Source organism: Ohtaekwangia sp. (genome assembly GCF_036786105.1).
Classification (GTDB): domain Bacteria; phylum Bacteroidota; class Bacteroidia; order Cytophagales; family Cyclobacteriaceae; genus Ohtaekwangia.
Window position 1 is genome coordinate 1 of the sequence record NZ_DAIQRQ010000075.1, and the last position, 20991, is coordinate 20991.

19 protein-coding genes and 1 pseudogene are annotated in these 20991 nt (G+C 44.2%); 4 read left to right on the forward strand and 16 right to left on the reverse strand.

What is annotated here, in order from left to right; genetic code table 11:
• Positions 1–110: 110 nt before the first annotated feature.
• From V7Q33_RS20840 to apaG, 9 genes are all read right to left on the reverse strand, one after another.
• On the reverse strand, positions 111–1070 hold the full coding sequence (locus V7Q33_RS20840; RefSeq protein ID WP_333821145.1) for a transglutaminase family protein: 960 nt from the start codon (positions 1068–1070) through the stop codon (positions 111–113).
• Between the two features lie 14 nt (positions 1071–1084).
• Positions 1085–2020, reverse strand: coding sequence for an alpha-E domain-containing protein (locus V7Q33_RS20845; RefSeq protein ID WP_331975687.1), 936 nt, complete (start codon positions 2018–2020; stop codon positions 1085–1087).
• A gap of 127 nt (positions 2021–2147) precedes the next feature.
• Entirely contained in the window at positions 2148–3599 is a 1452-nt protein-coding gene (locus tag V7Q33_RS20850; RefSeq protein ID WP_331975685.1) for a circularly permuted type 2 ATP-grasp protein, read from the reverse strand.
• A gap of 264 nt (positions 3600–3863) precedes the next feature.
• Positions 3864–4307, reverse strand: coding sequence for a 50S ribosomal protein L9 (gene rplI / locus V7Q33_RS20855; protein WP_331975683.1), 444 nt, complete (start codon positions 4305–4307; stop codon positions 3864–3866).
• A 26-nt stretch (positions 4308–4333) separates the two neighbouring features.
• The gene (rpsR, locus tag V7Q33_RS20860) at positions 4334–4585 is read right to left on the reverse strand and encodes a 30S ribosomal protein S18 (protein ID WP_331975681.1); all 252 of its coding nucleotides are present in this window, start codon (positions 4583–4585) and stop codon (positions 4334–4336) included.
• The gene (rpsF, locus tag V7Q33_RS20865) at positions 4582–4959 is read right to left on the reverse strand and encodes a 30S ribosomal protein S6 (RefSeq protein ID WP_333821146.1); all 378 of its coding nucleotides are present in this window, start codon (positions 4957–4959) and stop codon (positions 4582–4584) included. The genes rpsR and rpsF overlap by 4 nt, the downstream gene beginning before the upstream one ends.
• Before the next feature lie 114 nt (positions 4960–5073).
• Positions 5074–6006, reverse strand: coding sequence for a coiled-coil domain-containing protein (locus V7Q33_RS20870; RefSeq protein ID WP_331975677.1), 933 nt, complete (start codon positions 6004–6006; stop codon positions 5074–5076).
• Positions 6007–6059: 53 nt separating this feature from the next.
• Complete coding sequence (locus V7Q33_RS20875; RefSeq protein ID WP_333821147.1) at positions 6060–6842, reverse strand: O-methyltransferase; 783 nt, start codon at positions 6840–6842, stop codon at positions 6060–6062.
• A 118-nt stretch (positions 6843–6960) separates the two neighbouring features.
• Entirely contained in the window at positions 6961–7347 is a 387-nt protein-coding gene (apaG, locus tag V7Q33_RS20880; protein WP_331967834.1) for a Co2+/Mg2+ efflux protein ApaG, read from the reverse strand.
• Between the two features lie 137 nt (positions 7348–7484).
• Between apaG and ung the strand changes: the two genes are divergently transcribed.
• A complete protein-coding gene (gene ung / locus V7Q33_RS20885; RefSeq protein WP_331975673.1) occupies positions 7485–8147 on the forward strand; it encodes a uracil-DNA glycosylase in 663 nt (220 codons plus the stop codon).
• Positions 8148–8290: 143 nt separating this feature from the next.
• Here ung and lepB read toward each other — a convergent pair whose 3' ends face one another.
• From lepB to V7Q33_RS20920, 7 genes are all read right to left on the reverse strand, one after another.
• A complete protein-coding gene (gene lepB, locus V7Q33_RS20890) occupies positions 8291–9439 on the reverse strand; it encodes a signal peptidase I (protein ID WP_331975671.1) in 1149 nt (382 codons plus the stop codon).
• 74 nt (positions 9440–9513) lie between these two features.
• Positions 9514–10221: a 4-hydroxy-tetrahydrodipicolinate reductase gene (dapB, locus tag V7Q33_RS20895; RefSeq protein ID WP_333821148.1), complete on the reverse strand. Its 708-nt coding sequence runs from the start codon at positions 10219–10221 to the stop codon at positions 9514–9516.
• Positions 10222–10374: 153 nt separating this feature from the next.
• Positions 10375–10974 (reverse strand): DUF5683 domain-containing protein, encoded by a 600-nt coding sequence (locus V7Q33_RS20900; RefSeq protein ID WP_333821149.1) that lies wholly within the window; start codon positions 10972–10974, stop codon positions 10375–10377.
• A gap of 104 nt (positions 10975–11078) precedes the next feature.
• Positions 11079–12032 carry a ParB/RepB/Spo0J family partition protein gene (locus tag V7Q33_RS20905; protein ID WP_331975665.1) on the reverse strand — a complete coding sequence of 318 codons (954 nt, stop codon included), beginning with the start codon at positions 12030–12032 and terminating at the stop codon, positions 11079–11081.
• On the reverse strand, positions 12029–12802 hold the full coding sequence (locus tag V7Q33_RS20910) for a ParA family protein (RefSeq protein ID WP_331975663.1): 774 nt from the start codon (positions 12800–12802) through the stop codon (positions 12029–12031). Before V7Q33_RS20910 ends, V7Q33_RS20905 begins: the two co-directional genes overlap by 4 nt.
• Before the next feature lie 217 nt (positions 12803–13019).
• Complete coding sequence (gene yidC, locus V7Q33_RS20915) at positions 13020–14861, reverse strand: membrane protein insertase YidC (RefSeq protein WP_333821150.1); 1842 nt, start codon at positions 14859–14861, stop codon at positions 13020–13022.
• Positions 14862–14882: 21 nt separating this feature from the next.
• Complete coding sequence (locus tag V7Q33_RS20920) at positions 14883–16505, reverse strand: CTP synthase (protein WP_331975659.1); 1623 nt, start codon at positions 16503–16505, stop codon at positions 14883–14885.
• A 327-nt stretch (positions 16506–16832) separates the two neighbouring features.
• On the opposite strand from V7Q33_RS20920, the gene V7Q33_RS20925 reads away from it, so the two are divergent.
• The 3 genes and pseudogenes from V7Q33_RS20925 to V7Q33_RS20935 form a co-directional block, all read left to right on the forward strand.
• Complete coding sequence (locus V7Q33_RS20925) at positions 16833–17369, forward strand: hypothetical protein (protein ID WP_333821151.1); 537 nt, start codon at positions 16833–16835, stop codon at positions 17367–17369.
• Positions 17370–17534: 165 nt separating this feature from the next.
• A complete protein-coding gene (locus tag V7Q33_RS20930) occupies positions 17535–17882 on the forward strand; it encodes a hypothetical protein (protein ID WP_331975656.1) in 348 nt (115 codons plus the stop codon).
• 84 nt (positions 17883–17966) lie between these two features.
• Positions 17967–20991, forward strand: a pseudogene (locus tag V7Q33_RS20935) (hypothetical protein); the annotation flags it as partial.

Consider the following 20991-nt stretch of genomic DNA (forward strand, 5'->3'; position numbering starts at 1 on the left):
AGCATACACACCACTTTATTTTTCCAGTAACTTGAGGCCTGCAGCTAGCGGCCAGAAGCCAGTAGCCTTTTTCTTCTCACAGCTTCGCAGCTCAAAACTCGCAGCTAATTCTACTGCTGCATCTGCATTTCCTGGTATCTTCTGAAGGAGTTTTGTTGTGTATGGGGTGTGCTGGTTACGACTCCGGGTGTTACAATATTGTTTTCGGCTGTTATCGTGTTGCCGTCTTCTGTCACTACGGTAACCGTAACATCCAGCGTGTGGGTGGAAGTGCCCCGGTAGGTTCCTTTGACAGGAGAGACGTCAGAGAAATTTTTTCCAATCGCAAGGCGCACGTGTGTATCATTCACCAGGCAGTTATTGGTAGGATCAAGGCCCAGCCATCCGTAAAAAGGAATGTAGGCTTCTACCCAGGCGTGTGTAGCACCCTCTCCGCGCATGCCACCTTTATTAGGGCCGATGTAGCCGCTTACATAACGTGCCGGTATATTCATAAGCCTGAGAATGGCCAGTAACATATGCGCAAAGTCCTGACATACACCGGACTTTAATTTCCATATCTCATCCAGCGTTGTTTCAACAGTGGTAATGCCGGTTTGATATTCGAAAGTTTTATAGATATACTCGCTTACGTTTTGTGCCGATTTAAAGGGCGATTGCTTTTTTGCCAATTCAGCTTCAGCAATGGATTGTATCTCAGGCAGCGCTTTGAAATTTTCCTGCCGTAAAAAATCAACAAACTCCATCTGTTGTTGCAGTGGCTGCAGAGCTTCCCATTGTTTATCAGAGGGTAAATTGTCGGCAGGCATCTGGCGAAGTTTGGTAACTACCGTTAACTGCGAATCGATAACCAGTTCGCGGTGCGGACGAGCATGGGTAAATGTACCCACGAGGTTGCCGAAGTAATCAGTATGGATATGTACCATCGGGTTATCCGTAATTACGATCATGTGCTCGAGTATATCTTGCCATGAATCGCGAATCGGGTATAACATTAACTGATTGGCGCTGTCGCGCACGGGATCTTCATATCTGTATCGGGTGATGTGTCTGATCTTGAATTTTGACATGCTGGGCGTACTGATTAACTATAGGCGAAATAATGTTGATTCAGTGTATTTCCGATCGCGTAAATATCGGTTGTAATTTCATTTAAGTAGTGATGAAGTCCAATCCTGGAAACACTGTCTACATTGGAATATTGAAGTTTGCTTCGGAGTTTTCCAATGAGAAAGTCTATTTTGCTGTAGCCTTCCGTGTTCTGATCATTCTTTAAACGACTCGAGTAGCGGTGTAGCTGATTAATGGAGTATAAAATGGATCGGGGAAAATCGTTGTTGAACAACACCTGGTCAACAACATTGCGTGCTTCAAACCCGGAACGATACCGCTTCAGATAAAGCGCATAACCCGATACTGATTTCAGTAAGTGCTTCCAATAAGTAGTATCCGTAGTCTTATCAAGGTCATACGACAGATCGCTGAATTTTATATCGAGTATATCGGCCGATTGTATGGCACGTTCCAGGTATTTGCCAAGATTCATAAAGCATAAACCTTCGCCTCTGAACATGGTGATGTCGGTAGTGCCATAATAAAGCATACATTGACGTATCAATGTATCGAGCACCGTAGCCGGATCGTCATATTGCAGAGCCTGCTTCAGGCGCGGATCGCGTACTACATGATAAAATTCATTGAGACATTGCCAGAGTTCTTTCGTGATATTGTCTTGCACGGCACGGGCATTCTCTCGCGCCTGTGTAACCATATTCGAAACCGAGTTGGGATTATCACGACTCAGCACCATATATTGAAGCACTTCTCTGCCGTTGTGTTCAATACCTGTTATAGCATGATCGTCCATGTTGCTGAAGATTCGCAGCAGCGGGCGCCAGGTAAATTCTTCCGGATTGTCCTGTGCAGAAAGGTGATTGATCATGAGCGTACGCAATGTACTATCGGTTCGTTCGATATATCGCGACATCCAGTAAAGTGAATCGGCAACGCGGCTAAGCATTTTTGGTTGTATTGAGGTGTTAAAGTGTTGGTGTGTTAAAGTAGTGGTGTGAAGTATATCTTAAAAGTGCTTATAGCTTACGGAGTGTTTAACATCAACACTTCAACACGTAAACACATCAACACTTTTAAAGTGAAAGAACCCATGTATCCTTACTGCCTCCGCCCTGGGAGGAGTTTACTACGAGAGAGCCTTCGCGGAGGGCTACGCGCGTGAGGCCTCCAGGTACGATTTCGATACCATTGGGACCGCACAAAGCAAACGGGCGAAGATCTACTCTGCGCGGTTGCACCTTGCCATCGATATAGCAGGGCGCAGACGACAGGCTTATCGTTGGCTGGGCAATAAAGTGTCGCGGCTCTTTCATGATTTCTTTTTTATAAGCCTCTATCTCGGCATCAGAAGCAGCATGCCCCATCAGCATACCATACCCTCCGGACTCGTTTGTTTTCTTCACTACCATCTTGTCTATATTCTTTAATACATAGTCCTGCTCATCAGGCTTTCCAAGCTGGTAAGTGGGCACATTTTTCAAAAGAGGTTCTTCGTTCAGGTAGTAACGTATCATATCCGGTACATACACATACACAGCCTTATCATCGGCTACGCCATTGCCAATCGAGTTTACAATAGCAACGTTGCCTTTACGGTAAGCCGAAAGAATGCCCGATACGCCCAGTACGCTGTTCGGATCAAACACCAGCGGATCCAGAAATGCATCATCAACTCTCCGGTATATAACATCTACCTGCTGCAGGCCGGCCGTTGTCTTCATGTATACATGGTGATTTTCAACTACAAGGTCGCGGCCTTCCACTAATTCAACACCCATGAGTCGGGCCAGTGTAGTGTGTTCAAAGTAGGCAGAATTATAAATACCGGGGGTGAGTAAAACTATATTGGGTGACGCAATCTTCCGGGGAGAGAGGGCCATCAGGTTTTTATAGAGTATATTCGGATAATGCGTTACCGGCCGAACATGGTTCTGTGGTATAAGATCAGGAAAAATGCGTTTGGTGATCTCACGGTTTTCAATCATATACGATACTCCTGAAGGTGTGCGCAGATTATCTTCCAGTACATAGAAAGTGCCGTCATGATCGCGGATGAGATCAATGCCCGCGATGTGTACATAAATATCATACGGCACATTTAAACCCTGCATTTCGCGCAGGTAATGCGGGCAGGAGTAAACAAGGTTGAAGGGAACAACGCCATCTTTCAGGATAAACTGCTCGTGGTATACATCGCGCAGAAACAGGTTTAATGCACGCAGCCGCTGTTTGATGCCACGTTCAATAAAATCCCATTCCGATGCAGTGATAATTCTGGGGATAATATCAAACGGAAATATCTTTTCAATGCCTTCACCGCTGGAGTATACTGTAAAGGTTATTCCCTGGCTCATGAACAAGCGCTTGGCAAGCTCTTCCTTTTTGTTCAGTTCATCGCCGGGTATCGTTAAGAGAAAGTTCGCTACATTTTGATAATGCCGCCGAACGTCTATAGCGTTGGTAAACATTTCATCCCAAACAGAAGAATGACCATTGTAGTGTTGAAAAAGGGATGCATCAGCCATAGGTTTTCAAGTTCAAACGTACCTAAAATACCAAGGCATGAAGGATTTATTAACGGCTTGTAATGGAAATATTTATGCAAACGAGTGTGCTGGTAAAAGAAGGTTAGCAAATCTGTATGGAATTTACCCTAAGAAGTAGGAGTCTCCAACAATCGAAATTCCATCGGTCACAGAAAGAGTATATTCGCTACAGATGGGAAGGAGAGTATAAAACGAAAAAAGGCTGCCTTTCTGAGACAGCCTTTTGATATTGTTTCTTCCGAATTACTCAGCAACAACTGTTACTTTCACTTCGTGCTTCACTTCTTTGTGGAGGTCAAGTGTTACTGTGTAAGTACCCAATTGCTTGGGAGCTTCTTTCAGAATTACTTTCTTGCGATCTACATCAAAACCTTTTGATTTCAGTACATCTGCAATCTGCAGCGCTGTAACAGCACCGAAGATTTTGCCAGATTCACCGGCTTTGGTTTTAATTTCAATTGTAGCATCGCCGATCTTAGCAGCAAGCGCTTCAGCATCCTGCTTGATCTTTGCCGCTTTGTGAGCAGCCTGGCGAATATTCTCGTTTACAAGTCTTTTGTTAGAGTCGTTGGCGATAAGTGCAAGGCCATTCGGAATCAGGTAGTTGTTACCATATCCTGACTTTACTTTCACTACATCGTTTTTATAGCCAAGGCCCTGTACGTCCTGTTTCAAAATCACTTCCATGTTCGTGTTCTTTAAAGGTTCAACGATTACTTCAATGAATCACCTGCATACGGAAGGATCGCCAGGTGGCGGGCACGCTTCACAGCTTGTGCTACTTTCTTCTGAAATTTCAGGCTTGTTCCTGTTAAACGGCGAGGAAGAATTTTGCCTTGCTCGTTGATAAACTTCAGGAGGAAGTCAGGATCCTTGTAATCGATATACTTGATACCGTTCTTCTTGAAGCGGCAGTACTTAGGTTTAACCTCTGCACGCTTGATGGGTTCGTTCATTAATGTCATTTTTCGCGCTCCTCCTTGGCAACAGGTTTTCTGTTCTCTTTGTTTTTGAATTCGCCTTTGCGTCTGCGTTCGTTGTAAACAACCGCATGCTTGTCAAGGGCAGTTGTTAAAAAGCGCATAATAGATTCGTCTCGTCTGTACTCGGTTTCGAGTGTGTCGACAGCAGGCCCTTCAGCCTTGAATTCGATGAGGTTGTAAAAGCCTGTAGACTTCTTGTTGATGGGATAAGCCATCTTCTTTAAGCCCCACTGCTCGATGTTGATAACATCTGCATTCGCTTTTTTCAAAACCTTCACGAACTTATCGACAGCATCCTTTGCCTGATCTTCAGACAAAACGGGATTTAAAATGAATACCGTCTCGTAATTTTTCATGATGTTTTATTTTGAGCCTGCAAAAGTAGGTAAAAACGCAGAAAGCTCAAAGTTTAACGTAAAAAGACCTGCCTTTTCAGTTAAACTTTGAGCTTTCTGCCCAAAGCTTTTCTGCTATTTCACCACAAATTGACCGCTTCCCATCTTGTAGGTGTCGCAGTAGATTTCAAGTGTATAACTGCCGGAAGCGTAATCTGAGCCCTTTTCATAAAGGTATGTCAGTTTCTGTTTGGTGTTGTCGAACAGGATTTCCTGTGAAGCCGTGTAGAACTCTTCCTTGCCATTATAGATGAATGTGCCGGAACCACGGGCTACATCAAAGATCACCTGGCCGTTTTCATCAATAATCCGGATCATGATCTTTTTGCCTTCGATCGGAGCTACATTATTTTCGGCTATATTAAACTCAACTTTCAGTTTGCCAAGCTGGCGATTCTTAAACGGCGATTCACGCTCTTTGCCACGATCATTCACAGCGAGGATGCGTACATTTTCAGCCTTCAATTCAGACGCAATGGCTACCTTGGTGGCCAACTCTTCCTTCGACTGGCTTAACTGACTGATGGAATCTCCCAACTGGTTTTTCTCAGACTTCAGATTACGGTTTTCGCTTAGCAATTCTTTATTCACGCTCTTGAGCTTTTCGATCTCCTCGTCTTTGGTCTTCAGCAGAAGTTCATAACCTTCCACGCGATCTTTTAATGCTTTGATTTCTTTACCCGTAGCGCGCTTCTGGCGTTTGAGTTCTGTCTCTAGTTCAGTCTTGGCCTTTTGAAGATCCGACACATCACCTCCCAGCTTTTGTACTTCAGCAATCTTGGCATCGAGCTCCGACTTGATCTCCATCATCCGCTGCACCGTTGCATCAAGTTCTTGCTGAGTAGAAGTCTTCTCATCGATCAAACGCTGCTCTTCGCGTGGATCGAGCACAAAGATTTTGATGCCCTGGACAATGATAATCACGGCCATCAGTGCGATAATAATTGTGCTCTTGTGTGATTTCTTGGGAGCCGGCTGAACCGGTTGAGTGCTTGTCGTTTCGCTCATAGTGATAAAATGGGTATGGCAAAAATAAGTTATCCAATCGGGTAATTCAACGATCAGAACTGTAATACAACGTGTTGTTTGTTCAATGAAGGATCGAAGAACAACAATCCGCAGCGGTATAAATCAACACTGGCATATACCAGGGGATGTTGCTGTAATTGCCTCCATGCCTTCTCCATGTCGGGCGAGTAATGTATATCATCCAATACTACAATGCTGTTGGCATGCAGTTTTTGTAAGAGCATACCAAAGTACTTAACCGTGGGCTCATACCGGTGATTGGCATCCAGAAAGGCAAAGTCAATCCCGGTACAGTTGCCTAAATATGAATGAAGTGTATAATTGATGTCGCCCTCTATCACGCGAATGTTGGTGGCTTGTAGCAACTGAAATGTATCACGCGCTGTTTTCACTATCGAGGCAGCACCTTCAAAAGTAGTAACCGTTGTGTCTTTTTTAGCGGCCAGGTATAGTGTATTAATACCCAGCGAAGTACCAAGCTCAAGAATTGTACGGCACTTAAAATATGCAATGATGCGTGCGTATAATTTTGAATATTTTTCCGGGCTCAGGCTTGTTCGTGCTATAGCATTGATTTTACGCTGTGAGGTCTTCAACACCGCGGAGCCGGCACCTAAATCTTGAATGGTTAACGTTGTCTCATTGAGAAGATAGGCCTTTCGTCTTTCTTCAATCGGATGATAGTATGAATTATTATCTTCTGTGTGAAGAACATTTTTATAGAAATCGAACAGGAAAGGAGAGTGCAGCGAGTGTTCTGTTACCTGGTCGAGCCAGTACGACAGGTAGGTTTTGCATTGGAACAGCGTAGGCATGTATTATCGATATAACGAATGGTGGAGTAAACTCAGACGGTGATCAACATTCGTTATCCCTGTATCCAATAAAGTAAATCGGAATGTTGCAGAACGTAAAGTATAGATATAGTATAGATTAGTTGAGGCGTAGTGGAGCGATCATGGTAAATTCCGGAATATTTACTTCTACCTTGAGGCCGTCAACAATACGCTCCATGAGGTAAGTACCCACCATTTTGCCGATGCCTGATTTTAAATTACATCCGGACACATACTGATGTGCCTGGCCCGGTTCTAAAACGGGCTGCTGACCAACAACACCTTCACCTTCTACTTCGCGCGGACTAAAACCGGCATCATGAATATACCAATGTCTGCGAAGCAGCTGGATGGTGTACTCACTTTGATTCTCGATGGTGATGCGATACGTGAAAACGTAATGGTATTGGCTGGGACTGGAATATGCGGGCTGATATTCCGTCTCAACGCTTACCTTGATTCCTTTGGTGATCTCCGTTACCATGCGCTTCAAAAATATCAATTTTTTGGAATTACCAAGTGGTTCCTGTAAACAGTGATTGAAAATACTGAAAATCATTGAATTTAAAGCTGGTTTTTGCAGGGAATTGGAGGATTCGCCGCTGGCTTTTAGTTTTAGGCATGGATGTAAAAATAGCTCCCTCTTGGAAAAAGAGGCTGGAAAATGAATTCAATAAGCCTTATTTCACCCAGTTGATTGAATTTGTTAAAAATGAGTACAAAACGCAGACTGTTTATCCCCCTGGGAAGGAGATTTTTAAAGCATTTGATGCCTGCGATTTCAACGATGTTAAAGTAGTAATTATCGGCCAGGACCCTTACCATGGTGTTGGTCAGGCAAACGGATTGTGCTTCTCGGTGCACGATGGCATAAGAATGCCTCCTTCACTGGTAAATATTTTTAAAGAAATTCAGGATGATCTCGGTAAGCCGATACCCAAATCAGGAGACCTTACGCGTTGGGCGGAGCAAGGAGTGTTGCTGTTGAATGCAACGTTAACTGTGCGCAGTGCTACTCCAGGCTCTCATCAAAACAAAGGCTGGGAACCCTTTACCGATGCTGTTATCAAAACTATATCGGACGAAAAAGAGAATGTGGTGTTCCTGTTGTGGGGATCGTATGCGCAGAAGAAAGGAGAGGTGATAGACCGAAGCAAGCACTATGTGTTGATGTCTGCGCATCCTTCACCGTTCTCTGCCGATCGCGGATTTTTTGGCAACAAACATTTCAGCAAAACCAACGATTACCTGAGAAGCAAAGGATTGAAAGAGATCGACTGGTGAGAGAAAAGTTTGATTGGAAGATTGTAAGATTTGAAAATTGAAAAATTACGAATGGGATAAAATGAAGAAGATTGGAGATCGAGGCAGTATCCTCAAATTTCCAATCTTCTTCATTTTATCCCATTTTCTAATATCTTCTAACTCTACTTGATCAACTTGAAGAACCTGTTCCAGCGGATTTTGTGAACGAAGCTGGCGTTCTTATCGATTGATAACCAGATGAAGAATGCTTTTCCTACGATGTGATCCTCAGGAACGAATCCCCAGTATCGGGAGTCAAGTGAGTTGTGGCGGTTATCGCCCATCATGAAATAGTAGTTTTGTTTGAAAGTATACTCCTTCACTTCAGCGCCATCGATGAATAATTTGCCGTTCTCGATCTTTACGTCTTTGTTATGATCGTAAAGCTGAATTGTTTTTCCGTAGGTAGCCAATGTAACGGTATCGATCTTAATAGTCATGCCCTCTTTTGGAATCACCAGCGGACCGTAGAAGTCTCCATTCCAAGGGAACATTTTATAGTTCGGAAAGATGTTCGATTCTACCACATCTTTGGTTCGTGCAGCGTATGTGCCCATGTCTTCCTGCACTTTGATGGCTACATCTTTAATGAACGGCAGCTTGCGGAACTCATCAGCGATGGCAGGCGTAATAAACATCTGGTATTCTACGCTGTTGTTATCACGGCTTATCACCTTGTAATCGCTGATCTTATACTTCTCAATGAAGCGATCATTGATAGGTTGTGTTGAGCGGATTACATAGCTATACTGCATTTGAGGAGGATTCGTCAACTCCTTTCTGTTTATGTATACTTGCTTATCGATTATCTGCAGGGTGTCTCCCGGCACAGCTACACATCGCTTGATATAGTTTGTCTTTAAATCCACTGGGTAATCAATGCCTTCATTCAGCTCTTTGGGTGGAACGTTGAACACCACTACATCTTCACGCTTAATCTTGCTGATGCCAGGCAATCTGTATTGTGGCAATTTGATCCACTCCAGGTAAGAAGGAATGTTGGTAAACCATATCTTCTGGTGTGTTAGCGGAATTTGTAGCGGAGTTGTTGTTGTACGGGTACCGTAATGGAATTTGCTAACAAAAAGGAAGTCACCAACCAGCAAAGAATTCTCCATGGAAGGCGTAGGAATGGTATAGGCTTCCATGATAAGCCAGCGGATTAGCGTGGCAGCCACAACGGCAAACAGAATGGCATCCCACCATTCGCGCGTCTTTGATTTTGGTTTTTCTTCCTGTTTATGCGATTTTTTCCAAAACTGCCAATTCATAGTTGTATAACTGGATTTTAAAGCCTGCAAATAAAGGGAAAATAATTGATTCAGAATTAGTCGCTGGAAACCGCTTAGAATTTCAGATAGTCATCCATACCAAGTACACCTTTCTTGTCTTTCAGCCACTCCGCCACCATAACAGCGCCTTTGGCAAAGCCTTCGCGGGAGTGGGCGATGTGCCTGATCTCAATATCGTCAATCATGGAAGCGTACTTTACCACATGCGTACCTGGCACCTGGTCAATGCGGAATGACTGTATGTATAGGTCTTCCTTGTGGCCGGTATCTTCGTTTACCCACTTTGTCTTTCCCTTTACATGTTTCAAAACACCTTCTGCCAGTGTAATGGCTGTGCCACTGGGAGCATCTCTCTTTTCAGAGTGATGAATCTCGTCCATCGAGATATCATACTCGGAGAAGTTGCTCACCATTTTCGCTAGAAACTCATTTACCTTGAAAAAAATATTTACACCCAGGCTATAGTTGGAAGCATAGAAGAACGAGCCGTTTTGCTCCCGGCAAAGCTTTTCAATTTCAGGTTTTTGCTTTAACCATCCCGTAGTGCCACACACTACCGGTATATTTTTTAGGATGCACTTCTTTACATTTTCAAATGCCGCATCCGGATGTGAAAATTCAATGGCGACATCGCCTGTTGCTGTTTCAAATTCATGCAGATTGTTCATGTCAATACGGGCAGTGATCGTATGGCCGCGTTCCAGCGCGATACGTTCTATGATTTTGCCCATTTTGCCATAACCGAGGAGAATGATATTCATACTGACTGATTGAGTTGTTTGTAAAAATGCATTTTGTCTGTGAATTTCAAAGACAGTTTGTTCACAAATTGAAAGCCTTCGGGATAAAAAAATAGTGGCGTTATGACTGCAAAAGTCAAACGAACAAACAACTGTTATTGGGAAGCAGGGGGCTTAGAAACGAAACACCAATGAAAAACCGCTTTGCTTGCCAAGCATGTAGTTTTGCTCCATCATGGGTTCAATACTCACATGAAGCTGTGGATTAAGATCAAATTCTTTCAAGTGTGCATCCACGTGTGCGTCAACGATCTGTAAAATATACATGGCACCCATCATAATGATCCAGAAGTCGCGACTGCGTTTGGAACGATCCACTGCCACACGGTAACTTTTGGTGGTATATGTATCCCCGGGGCGTCTGTCGGAGTCATTCACATAACCGTCCTCCAGGTTGGCAAACAGGTCACGTTTATACTTGGTGTAAAGACCGTTATAGAAATTTATAGCCATGCCGATGCCTACAAATCCTCCGTATACCAAGGGCAGCTTCCAGTACTTCTTGTTATAAATTTGACCTAATCCAGGAGCTATAGCGGCATACAACAATGCTTTACGAGGATTATAACGTGTGGCGTACGACTTCAGCAGCACCGTGTCCTGGCTTTCTGTAATGAGGCTGTCGCTTTCATTTTCAACAACCACTTTGTTCTGTGCATGCAAAGCAGTTGTGAACAATAGAGCCAATATGCTGAGTATAATCAGATTCTTCATGAGTGTTGCCGGTTGGGCAAAGCGTGCACAAGTTACCGAAACCTGGGAAGAAGACAAGCGAGGCTTGCCTTCTGGTATCGGGCATCCTGTCATGAAAAGAATTATTACTCCGTTCTAACCCGAAGAATGTCGAGTAAGCGGTTCAAATCTTCTACAGAAAGGAAAGGTATCTTGATCTCGCCTTTTTTGCCATCGCTTTTCACAACAACACGAGTGCCAAAGTGTGATGACAACTTTGATTGAAGTTGCGAAATTTCTCTGGATACTGGCGAACTCGCAGAAGCAGGCGCATCTTCACTTACTTTAGATGCAGACTTTTCAGACACTTCACGAACGAGTTCTTCAACTTTGCGTACTGAGAGTTCTTCGTCAATTGTCTTTTTGAAAATATAAAGTTGCTCCTCCGGATTCTCAACACTGATGATGGCACGAGCCTGACCCATGGAGAGTTTATTGTCGCGCACGGCGATCTGAATATCAGGCGGAAGCTTCAGCAGGCGAAGGTAGTTCGTAACCGTTGTTCTGTTCTTGCCTACACGTTCTCCCAGTTCTTCCTGCTTCAGATTACACTCCGAGATAAGACGCTGATAGCTCAATGCTATTTCTATCGCATTCAGGTTTTCACGCTGAATGTTTTCGATCAACGCCATTTCCAGCATCTGCTGATCGTCAGCGGAGCGGATATAGGCAGGTATAGCTTTTAATCCGGCAAGTTTCGATGCCTGAAAACGTCTCTCACCGGAGATCAGCTGATATTGATGATCGGCTAATCTTCTTACCGTGATAGGCTGAATGATGCCATGCACCGTAATAGATTCCGCCAGTTCGAGAAGAGCCTCCTGGTCGAAATGTGTACGGGGCTGGAATGGGTTTACTTCAATTTCTTCAATTGGTATTTCCGTTATACCACTGGTGGGTATAGCAGCTACGGCAACATCGGCAACTGTAACTGCAGTTGGTATGGCTACCGGGATATCCACTTCAAGTTTATCATCGGAGGAATTGTCGCTCAACAGAGCGCTTAGTCCTCGTCCAAGGGCTTTCTTTTTTGTACTCATTTCGACATTCCGTTTTTATCCAACACTTCGTGCGCCAGGTTCAGGTAGCTGATCGCTCCCTTACTTTCGGCATCATGTACAATGACAGGTAAACCAAAGCTTGGCGACTCACTCAACTTCACATTGCGGGGAATGATAGTGTTGAAAGTCATTTTTAAAAAGTGTGTGCGTACTTCTTCCACCACCTGGTTGCCCAGGCTGGTACGTGCATCATATAACGTAAGCAGGATGCCTTCTATTTCAAGCTTCGGGTTCAATCGTGTCTGAATGATCTTGATCGTGTTCAATAATTTACCGAGACCTTCCAAAGCGAAGTATTCGCACTGTACCGGTATAATAACCGAATCAGCAGCAGTCAATGCATTAATGGTAATAAGACCCAGAGATGGAGAGCAATCGATGATGATAAAATCATATTCATCGCGAACGATGCCCAGTGCATCTCTCATTTTTTCTTCGCGGCGTTCGATGTTTACCATCTCGACTTCAGCACCCACCAGGTCAATGTGGGAGGGAAGTACATCCAGGAATTTAAGATCGTTCTTTACTATCGCATCTTTAGGATTAACACCATCCACCATACACTCATAAATTCCCTGAGTGACATCTTTCGGGTTAAGTCCTAAACCGGATGTAGAGTTTGCCTGCGGATCGGCATCCACCAATAGCGTTCTTTTTTCCAATACTGCTAAACTAGCTGCAAGATTGATCGCTGAAGTTGTTTTACCGACACCACCTTTTTGATTAGCAATCGCAATGATTTTTCCCATCTAATGAATGACGTTTAAAAAATAAAAATGCCCGCCTGGCGTTCAAACCGGGCGGGCACAAATATATAGGAAAACTTATCTGAGCGTGGAACATCGTGGAACGGTTTATCCACAATCGTTGCACAATCCGTTAACAGCTTTTTAGATATTGTTAATAGTGGTTCGTGAAATATGAAACGCTAAATGATTGCATCTAAACTACTTATCAATATAAAGATTAGCTTTTGCGTCTTTTCTTTTCTTCATCAGCACGCTTGCGTGCTTCTTCACCAGCTTTCATCGCTTCTTCAAGCTTGGTCATAAATTTCGATTTCTTACCGCCACCTGCTGCATTCTTCTTCTTGTTCTCTTCCATGATCGCTCTGATCTTACTTTCATCAACAAAACGTTTGATCACAGCCTGCTGCCCGAACGTAACAAGGTTCGAGATAAAGTAATAGAAGGTAAGACCGGCAGAAAATGAGTTCAGGAAGAAAAAGAAAATTACCGGCATGATATACGACATGGATTTCATCGGACCTTGTACAGAAGACAGCTGGTTATTCTGCCAGGTATATATCAAAGTCGAGATGGTCATGATTAACGTAAACAAACTGATGTGACTACCTACACCAAATGGAAGTGTAAATGGTAATTGAATTAACGAGTCATATGTAGAAAGATCTTCGGCCCACAAGAATGGCTGCTGACGCAACTCAATACTGGCCGGAAACAGGTAGAACATGGCGAAGAGAATTGGCATCTGCAGCAATACCGGTACGCAACCACTGATCGGGTTTACGCCCACTTGCTGGTATAGCTTCATTTGTTCTTGCTGCACTTTGGTCATGTCGTCACCAACGCGTTCCTTGATCTCATCAAGTTCTGGCTTGAGTACTTTCATTTTCGCCATGCTCAGGTACGAGCGATAGGAAAGTGGGAATAACACCAGCTTCAACAAAATCACCAGGATGATGATAATAATGCCGTAGTTGGTGATGTGCTGTGTGAGGAAGTGGAATACCGGGAAGATTACAAATTTGTTGATCCAGTATACCGGGCGCCATCCAAGGTTAACATTGTCTTTAAAACGCTCCGCAACATCACCAATGATCTTATAGTCGTTCGGACCGAAGTAAAATTTAAAGCTTGCTGTTCCTGCCAACGACTTTTTCGGAATGAGCAATTTTACACTGGTACTTTTGACTACAGAAGAATCGGCAGGGTTCATTGAGGTTTGCAGCTCGCCACCGGCAAAGTTATCCTTTGCAATAATGGACGCCAGGAAGAATTTCTCTTTCACAGCAACCCACTTTACAGGATTAGCGAGAGCTTCTGCCTGCGTGCCGGTAGAGCGTGGTGAAAGATCATTGAAGCCATCTGCATCGGAGTAATATGTAATCGTAGTGTTGTTACGAGTATCGGTCAGATCCTTTTCAAAAGGTTGTGCATCGTACTTCCATTGAAAGCTCAGGTTATCTCCGGTTAATTGGGAGTCGAGGCCTTTTGAAGATATAGCATAGCCAATCTCATAGCCGAGCTTTGGAATTTTGTACGTGTGTGCAATAGATGATCCGTTGCTTAAGGAAGCGGTAAATGTTACTACCGTTGTATCGCCTTCTTGTTTTTGATCCACCTGATAGTAAAGTGAGTAAAGATCGAGTTCTCTGCCCTGGAACTGTGCCAGCAGTTTTTGTTCACTGAACTCAGGCGAAACAAGTTTCAGCGGTCTGTGTTCTTTGGTTCTATACTTCTGTTGATACGATTGGTATTTCTTTAATTCCAGCTCTTTAATGGAACCGCCTTTGTTGCTGAAAGTTATTTTCAGATCGGCAGTCTCAATTACGGTAGGTGTTTCAATTCCCTTCATGGCTACTGCTGCATCGCCATAGGCAACTTGCAGCGCACTGTCGTTGACCACAGGAGCAGTTGCTGTCAGAGAGTCTTTCTTCGCTGGCGCAGTCGAATGTGTGGTAGTCGTATCAGGAGCAACAGGTTGTGGCTGCGGCGAGAACCAATAGAAATATCCGATCAGTAGTACTGCGATTAATGTAAGGCCAATGGCCGAGTTCCTATCCATTGTATTCTTGTCTAAATCTTATTATTTATTTACAGATTTCTTGTGCTCCAGTGAAGCTTCAATAAACTTCACAAACAAAGGGTGTGGGTTAAGCACAGTGCTTTTCAATTCAGGGTGATATTGCACACCTACAAACCAGGGGTGATCTTTCAGTTCCACCACTTCAACAAGGTTCGAGTCAGGATTCACACCCATTGCTTTTAACCCGGCTTCTTCAATCTGCTCAAGGTATTTATTGTTGAATTCGTAGCGGTGGCGGTGACGTTCTTCTATTACGGACTCGCCATACGCTGCATACGCTTTGCTTCCTTTCTTCAACTTGCAGGTATAGGCACCTAGACGCATCGTACCACCTTTTATTGTGATCTTCTTTTGCTCTTCCATCATGTCGATTACCGGGTTCTTTGTTTTGGGATTCAGTTCGGTCGAGCTTGCATCCAGTCCCAATACATTTCGCGAGAACTCCACTACAGAACATTGCATACCGAGGCAAATGCCGAAGAATGGAATTTTATTTTCACGAACATATCGGATCGCTTCTATTTTACCTTCCAGTCCACGTTCACCAAATCCAGGGGCAACGAGTATACCGTCCAAACCACGCAACACAGACTCCACAGAGTCTTTCGTAATATCTTCTGATGAGATCCACTTTACTTTCACTTTACAATCATTCCGTGTACCGGCATGAACAAAAGCTTCGGCTATGGATTTATAGGCATCGGGCAATGAAACATATTTTCCAACCAATCCTACCTGTACTTCATTCACCGGGTTCTTTAATTTACCGAGAAACGATTTCCACTGCTCCAGATTAGGTTCTTCTTTTGACTGTACCTTGAGCTTGGCAAGTACCCGTTCATCCAGTTTCTCTTTACGCATGAGTAGCGGAACATCGTAAATTGTTTCAGCGTCCATCGCTTCGATCACTGAATTAATGTGCACATTACAGAATAATGCCAGCTTTTTCCGGATTTCCATCGGCAACGGCATCTCTGTACGACATACCAGTATATCAGGTTGAATACCGGCTTCCAGCAATTCCTTTACGGAGTGCTGTGTCGGCTTCGTTTTAAGTTCTTTTGCTGCGTTGAGGTAGGGTATAAGCGTTAAGTGAATAACAAGAGAGTTATTAGGAGGAAGATCGTATTTTACCTGGCGCACTGCTTCAATGAAAGGAAGCGATTCAATGTCGCCTACACATCCTCCGATCTCAGTAATAATAAAATCATATTCGCCGCTTTCTCCCAACAGGAAAATATTGCGCTTGATTTCATCTGTAATATGAGGAATTACCTGAACTGTTTTTCCAAGATACTCGCCTTTGCGCTCTTTGGTAATTACGTTATTGTAAATTCGGCCCGTAGTAACATTGTTGGCTTGTGATGTGCGAACGTTCAGAAAACGCTCGTAGTGACCAAGGTCAAGATCGGTTTCTGCTCCGTCATCCGTTACGTAACACTCTCCGTGTTCGTACGGGTTGAGTGTTCCCGGATCTATATTAATGTAGGGGTCAAATTTCTGAATAGTGACCTTAAAACCCCGAGCCTGAAGCAGTTGTGCGAGCGATGCAGCAATGATTCCCTTTCCCAGCGATGACGTAACGCCCCCGGTTACAAAGATGTATTTGGCAGTAGATGACATAGATTAGTGAAGCAGTCTGAGTAAACCGGGTGCAAAGGTAGGTTTTTCGGGTAAATATCGAAGCCTAATATTCTAAAGTTCCTCGCAATCTTAAGTACAATGTGATATATCTGAGCACGTCTTGCCACTTCAATGCAAAGTGGGGTAATAATGATTTGTTCGTATTATCGCAGCATTCATGTTTAAGGTGGATAGAAATATCGACTATCGGGCTGTACTTTTTAACGGCTGATCAGGAATCCATACATCTTCTTTTTGGGTGAATGGATTTGTAACCGGACATTTGAACTGTATTTTTTTCAAATTTTTTACATAAATTTGGTTTTAATGAGGGATTTTCAGTTCTGGTTGTACATAATTGTCGGCGTAATCTACCTGATTGGAAGGTTACGAAAGAAGCAACCCGAACAACCGGAAGCACCTGCTGGCAAACCGGAGAAGCCGGTTCGGCAATTTGAGCGGCCAACAGCCAATCCAATCCCTGCCGCTTCTGCTCCTAAGTCACTGACATTTGAGGAGTTGCTAAGGGAGATAACAGAGAGTAAAACGCCTCAACCAGAATACGTTGATTATGATGATAACCTCAAGGAAGAGGAGCAGGATCTGGAAGATGTAGAGTATAATTACCGTAAACAGGACAAGATATATGATGTTTACGAGGAGGCTAAGCGCGAGGCCTTCAATCGACCTTCGTTAGAAGAAACCATGAAAGTGGAAGACACGGTGGTTCGATATGAAAAGTTTAAGATGTTTGAACAGGAGCAGCGCCGTGACCTTGTGCAAGAGTATCTTGCCGACTTTAAAGATCCTGAAGGGCTAAAGAAGGCAGTCGTTATGAGTGAAATTCTTCAAAGGAAATTTTGATTTTTTTAAGAAATAGTACATAGAAGTAGGCAAAACTGATTTTTTAAACTGTACGGATTTTTTGAACTGACTTTTGTAACTGGCATCTTTATTCGATAGGGACGGTTACAATAATTTTTTGAGTAATATTTAGAATATAGATTTATCCAACTCACTCTAACCAAAATGAGAATTTCAGTATTCTTCATTGTCTTACTTTCAATGGGTGTATCTCTGTCCGTTGTTAGCCAGGCACAATCAAGCTGTAAGTCTTCCGTTAAGGCATCCGCCACGCACAACGGTATCAAGGTAAATGTCTCCGGTGCCGGAGAATTTTCAGGCAAGCTTATTCGGTATGATGGGGTGAATGAAATCCTGGTAAGAGAGTTTTCAGGTTCAAGCACCAAGAGTTTTGTATTCGAAAATCTTCCGCCAGACAAAAGCTATATAGTGAAGGTTACCTTTCATAATGAACAGGATTTTCTCTGCAGGAATAAAGTTTCGGAATTCATTGATCTAAAAGGAGGGAAGTAATATATGCTTAAATCTCTTTACAAATATTTTTTAGCCTTAGCATTCCCGCTCACTTTTTTATCTCAGTCAGCTATAGGTCAGTGTTTGTCAATAAGCGTTACTGAAACAGATGTGCTCTGTAATGGCGATAACACTGGTCAGATAACTGTAAAAGCAACAGCAGGTGTACCTCCTTTTCGTTACGATCTGTATTATGATGATGGAAGTTTAACATTGCTGGGTACTAAAACTGTAGCAGCGTTAAATACAACGGTCACATTCAAAACCGGTAACGGAAGCCTCACAGAGCCCGGAGCCGAATCATTTGGTATTCCTGCAAATGCAGGTATTTCGCAATATAGAGTGGTTGTTCAGGCGAGTGGTGGCGGAACAATTATCTGCGAACGGAAAACATCATTTGTTACAGTAGGTGAACCATCAAGCCCGTTGGCAATCACTGTAAATTCAATTAGTCCGGATTGTAATCCTTCTGTTGGATTAGGCGAAGGCGATGTAGATATAACAACCTCCGGAGGTACTTCTCCTTATACATTCTTATGGTCAGATGGAGCAACTTCAGAAGATCGCACTAATATAGATGCAGGTACTTATACGGTAACCGCTACCGATGCGAACGGATGTCAGACCACACAGAGCATAACGATTCCGGTGGTTACACAGGCAAATGCCGGATCAGATCAAAATGTATGTGCTGATAATACAACCCTGGCGGGTAATGCTGCAGGATCAGGTGAGATAGGTACTTGGACGGTTGTATCAGGAACGGGAACTTTCTCTAACGCCAACTCTCCAACCACAACGGTTGGAAATTTGTCGTTTGGAGCAAACGTATTTCGCTGGACGATAACAGATTCCGGACTTACCTGTAGCGGAACAACTTCTGATGTAACGATTACGCGAAGTACACCTGCTTCGGTGGATGCAGGAGCTCCACAGACTATTTGCACCGGAGGTTCAGCGACTTTGGCTGGTACAATAGGAGGTTCAGCGACCAGTGCAACCTGGAGTGGCGGAGGGGGAACCTTTTCGCCTAATAACACGACTTTAACAGCTACATATACACCAACAGCAGCGGAAGCAACCGCTGGTTCTGTGACGTTAACACTAACGACTAACGATCCGTTGGGACCTTGCCCTGCTGTTAGCGATGTGGTAACCATCACAATTAACCCTACGGCTACCGTAGATGCTGGTCCTGCACAAACGATATGTGTTGGAAGCACAGTAACATTAGCTGGTACTTTTGGAGGATCAGCGACTGGTGTATCGTGGAGTACCTCTGGAGATGGCACATTCAATAATATAACAGACCCGAATGCGATCTATACTCCGGGAACGAATGATAAGACAACTGGAACGGTTACACTTACTCTGACAACGGATGATCCGGCAGGTCCTTGTACTGCTGCTACAGATAATGTAGTGATTACGATAAATCCGATAGCCACAGCTGATGCTGGTCCTTCACAGACAATCTGTGGAAGCAGCACTGCTACACTCGCGGGTACAATAGGAGGTTCAGCAACCAGTGCAACGTGGAGTGGAGGTACAGGAACGTTCTCTCCTAATAATACAACACTCAACGCAACATATACTCCGAGTGCAGCGGAGATAACGGCCGGTACGGTAACCTTAACACTTACAACCAACGATCCTGCAGGACCATGTCCCGCAGTTTCCGACAATGTAACGATCACGCTGGATCCTGTAGCTACCGTTGACGCCGGTCCAGCTCAAACAATTTGTGCAGGCAGTACAATAACATTGGCCGGTACAATTGGTGGAGGTGCTACGAGCGCAACATGGAGTGGTGGCACGGGAACATTCTCTCCAAACAACACTACTTTAAATGCAACATACACACCGAGCGCTGCAGAAGTTACGGCTGGTACGGTGACTTTAACACTGACAACAAATGATCCCGCTGGCTTATGTCCAGCAGCTTCTGATAACGTAACGTTTACGGTCAACCCTGCAGCTACTGTTGATGCTGGTCCAGCTCAGACAATCTGCGGTGGAAGTACAGTAACCTTAGCCGGTACCATTGGCGGTTCGGCAACAAGCGCAACCTGGAGCGGAGGTACCGGTACATTCTCTCCTAATAATACAACACTCAATGCTGTCTATACACCAAGTGCAGCCGAAGTTACAGCAGGCACAGTAACGTTGACATTAACCACCAACGATCCTGCCGGAGCCTGTACAGCAGCAACGGATAATGTAACGATTACAATTAATCAGGCAGCAACAGTAGATGCTGGCCCGGCACAGACTATATGTGGTGGAAGTACAGTAACTTTAGCTGGTATCATTGGCGGTTCAGCCACTAGTGCGACCTGGAGTGGAGGTACTGGCACATTCTCACCCAATAACACAACATTAAACGCAACCTATACACCAAGTGCAGCCGAAGTTACAGCCGGTACAGTAACCCTGACCTTGACTACCAACGATCCTGCCGGTATATGTAACGCTGTAACGGATAATGTAACGATTACTATTAATCCTGCAGCAACGGTAGATGCTGGCCCGACACAAACTATATGTGGTGGGAGTACAGTAACTTTAGCTGGCACGATTGGCGGTTCAGCCACAAGCGCAACCTGGAGCGGAGGTAGTGGTACATTCTCTCCAAATAATACAACACTCAATGCAGTCTATACACCAAGCGCGGCCGAAGTTACGGCAGGCACAGTAACGTTGACATTAACCACCAACGATCCTGCCGGAGCCTGTACAGCGGCCACTGATAATGTAACGATTACTATTAATCAGGCAGCTACTGTCGATGCCGGTCCAGCCCAAACAATATGTGCAGGGAGTACAGTAACTTTGGCTGGTACGATTGGAGGCTCTGCTACCAGTGCAACCTGGGGTGGAGGCACAGGAACATTTGCTCCTAATAATACAACCCTCAATGCAGTGTATACTCCGAGTGCTGCTGAGGTTACAGCGGGTACAGTGACATTAACACTGACTACCAATGATCCTGCTGGTGTATGTACTTCCGCGACAGACAATGTAACGATCACGATTACTCCTGCAGCCACCGTAAATGCTGGTCCGGATCAATCAATTTGTGCAGGCAACACCGTAGCGCTGGCGGGTA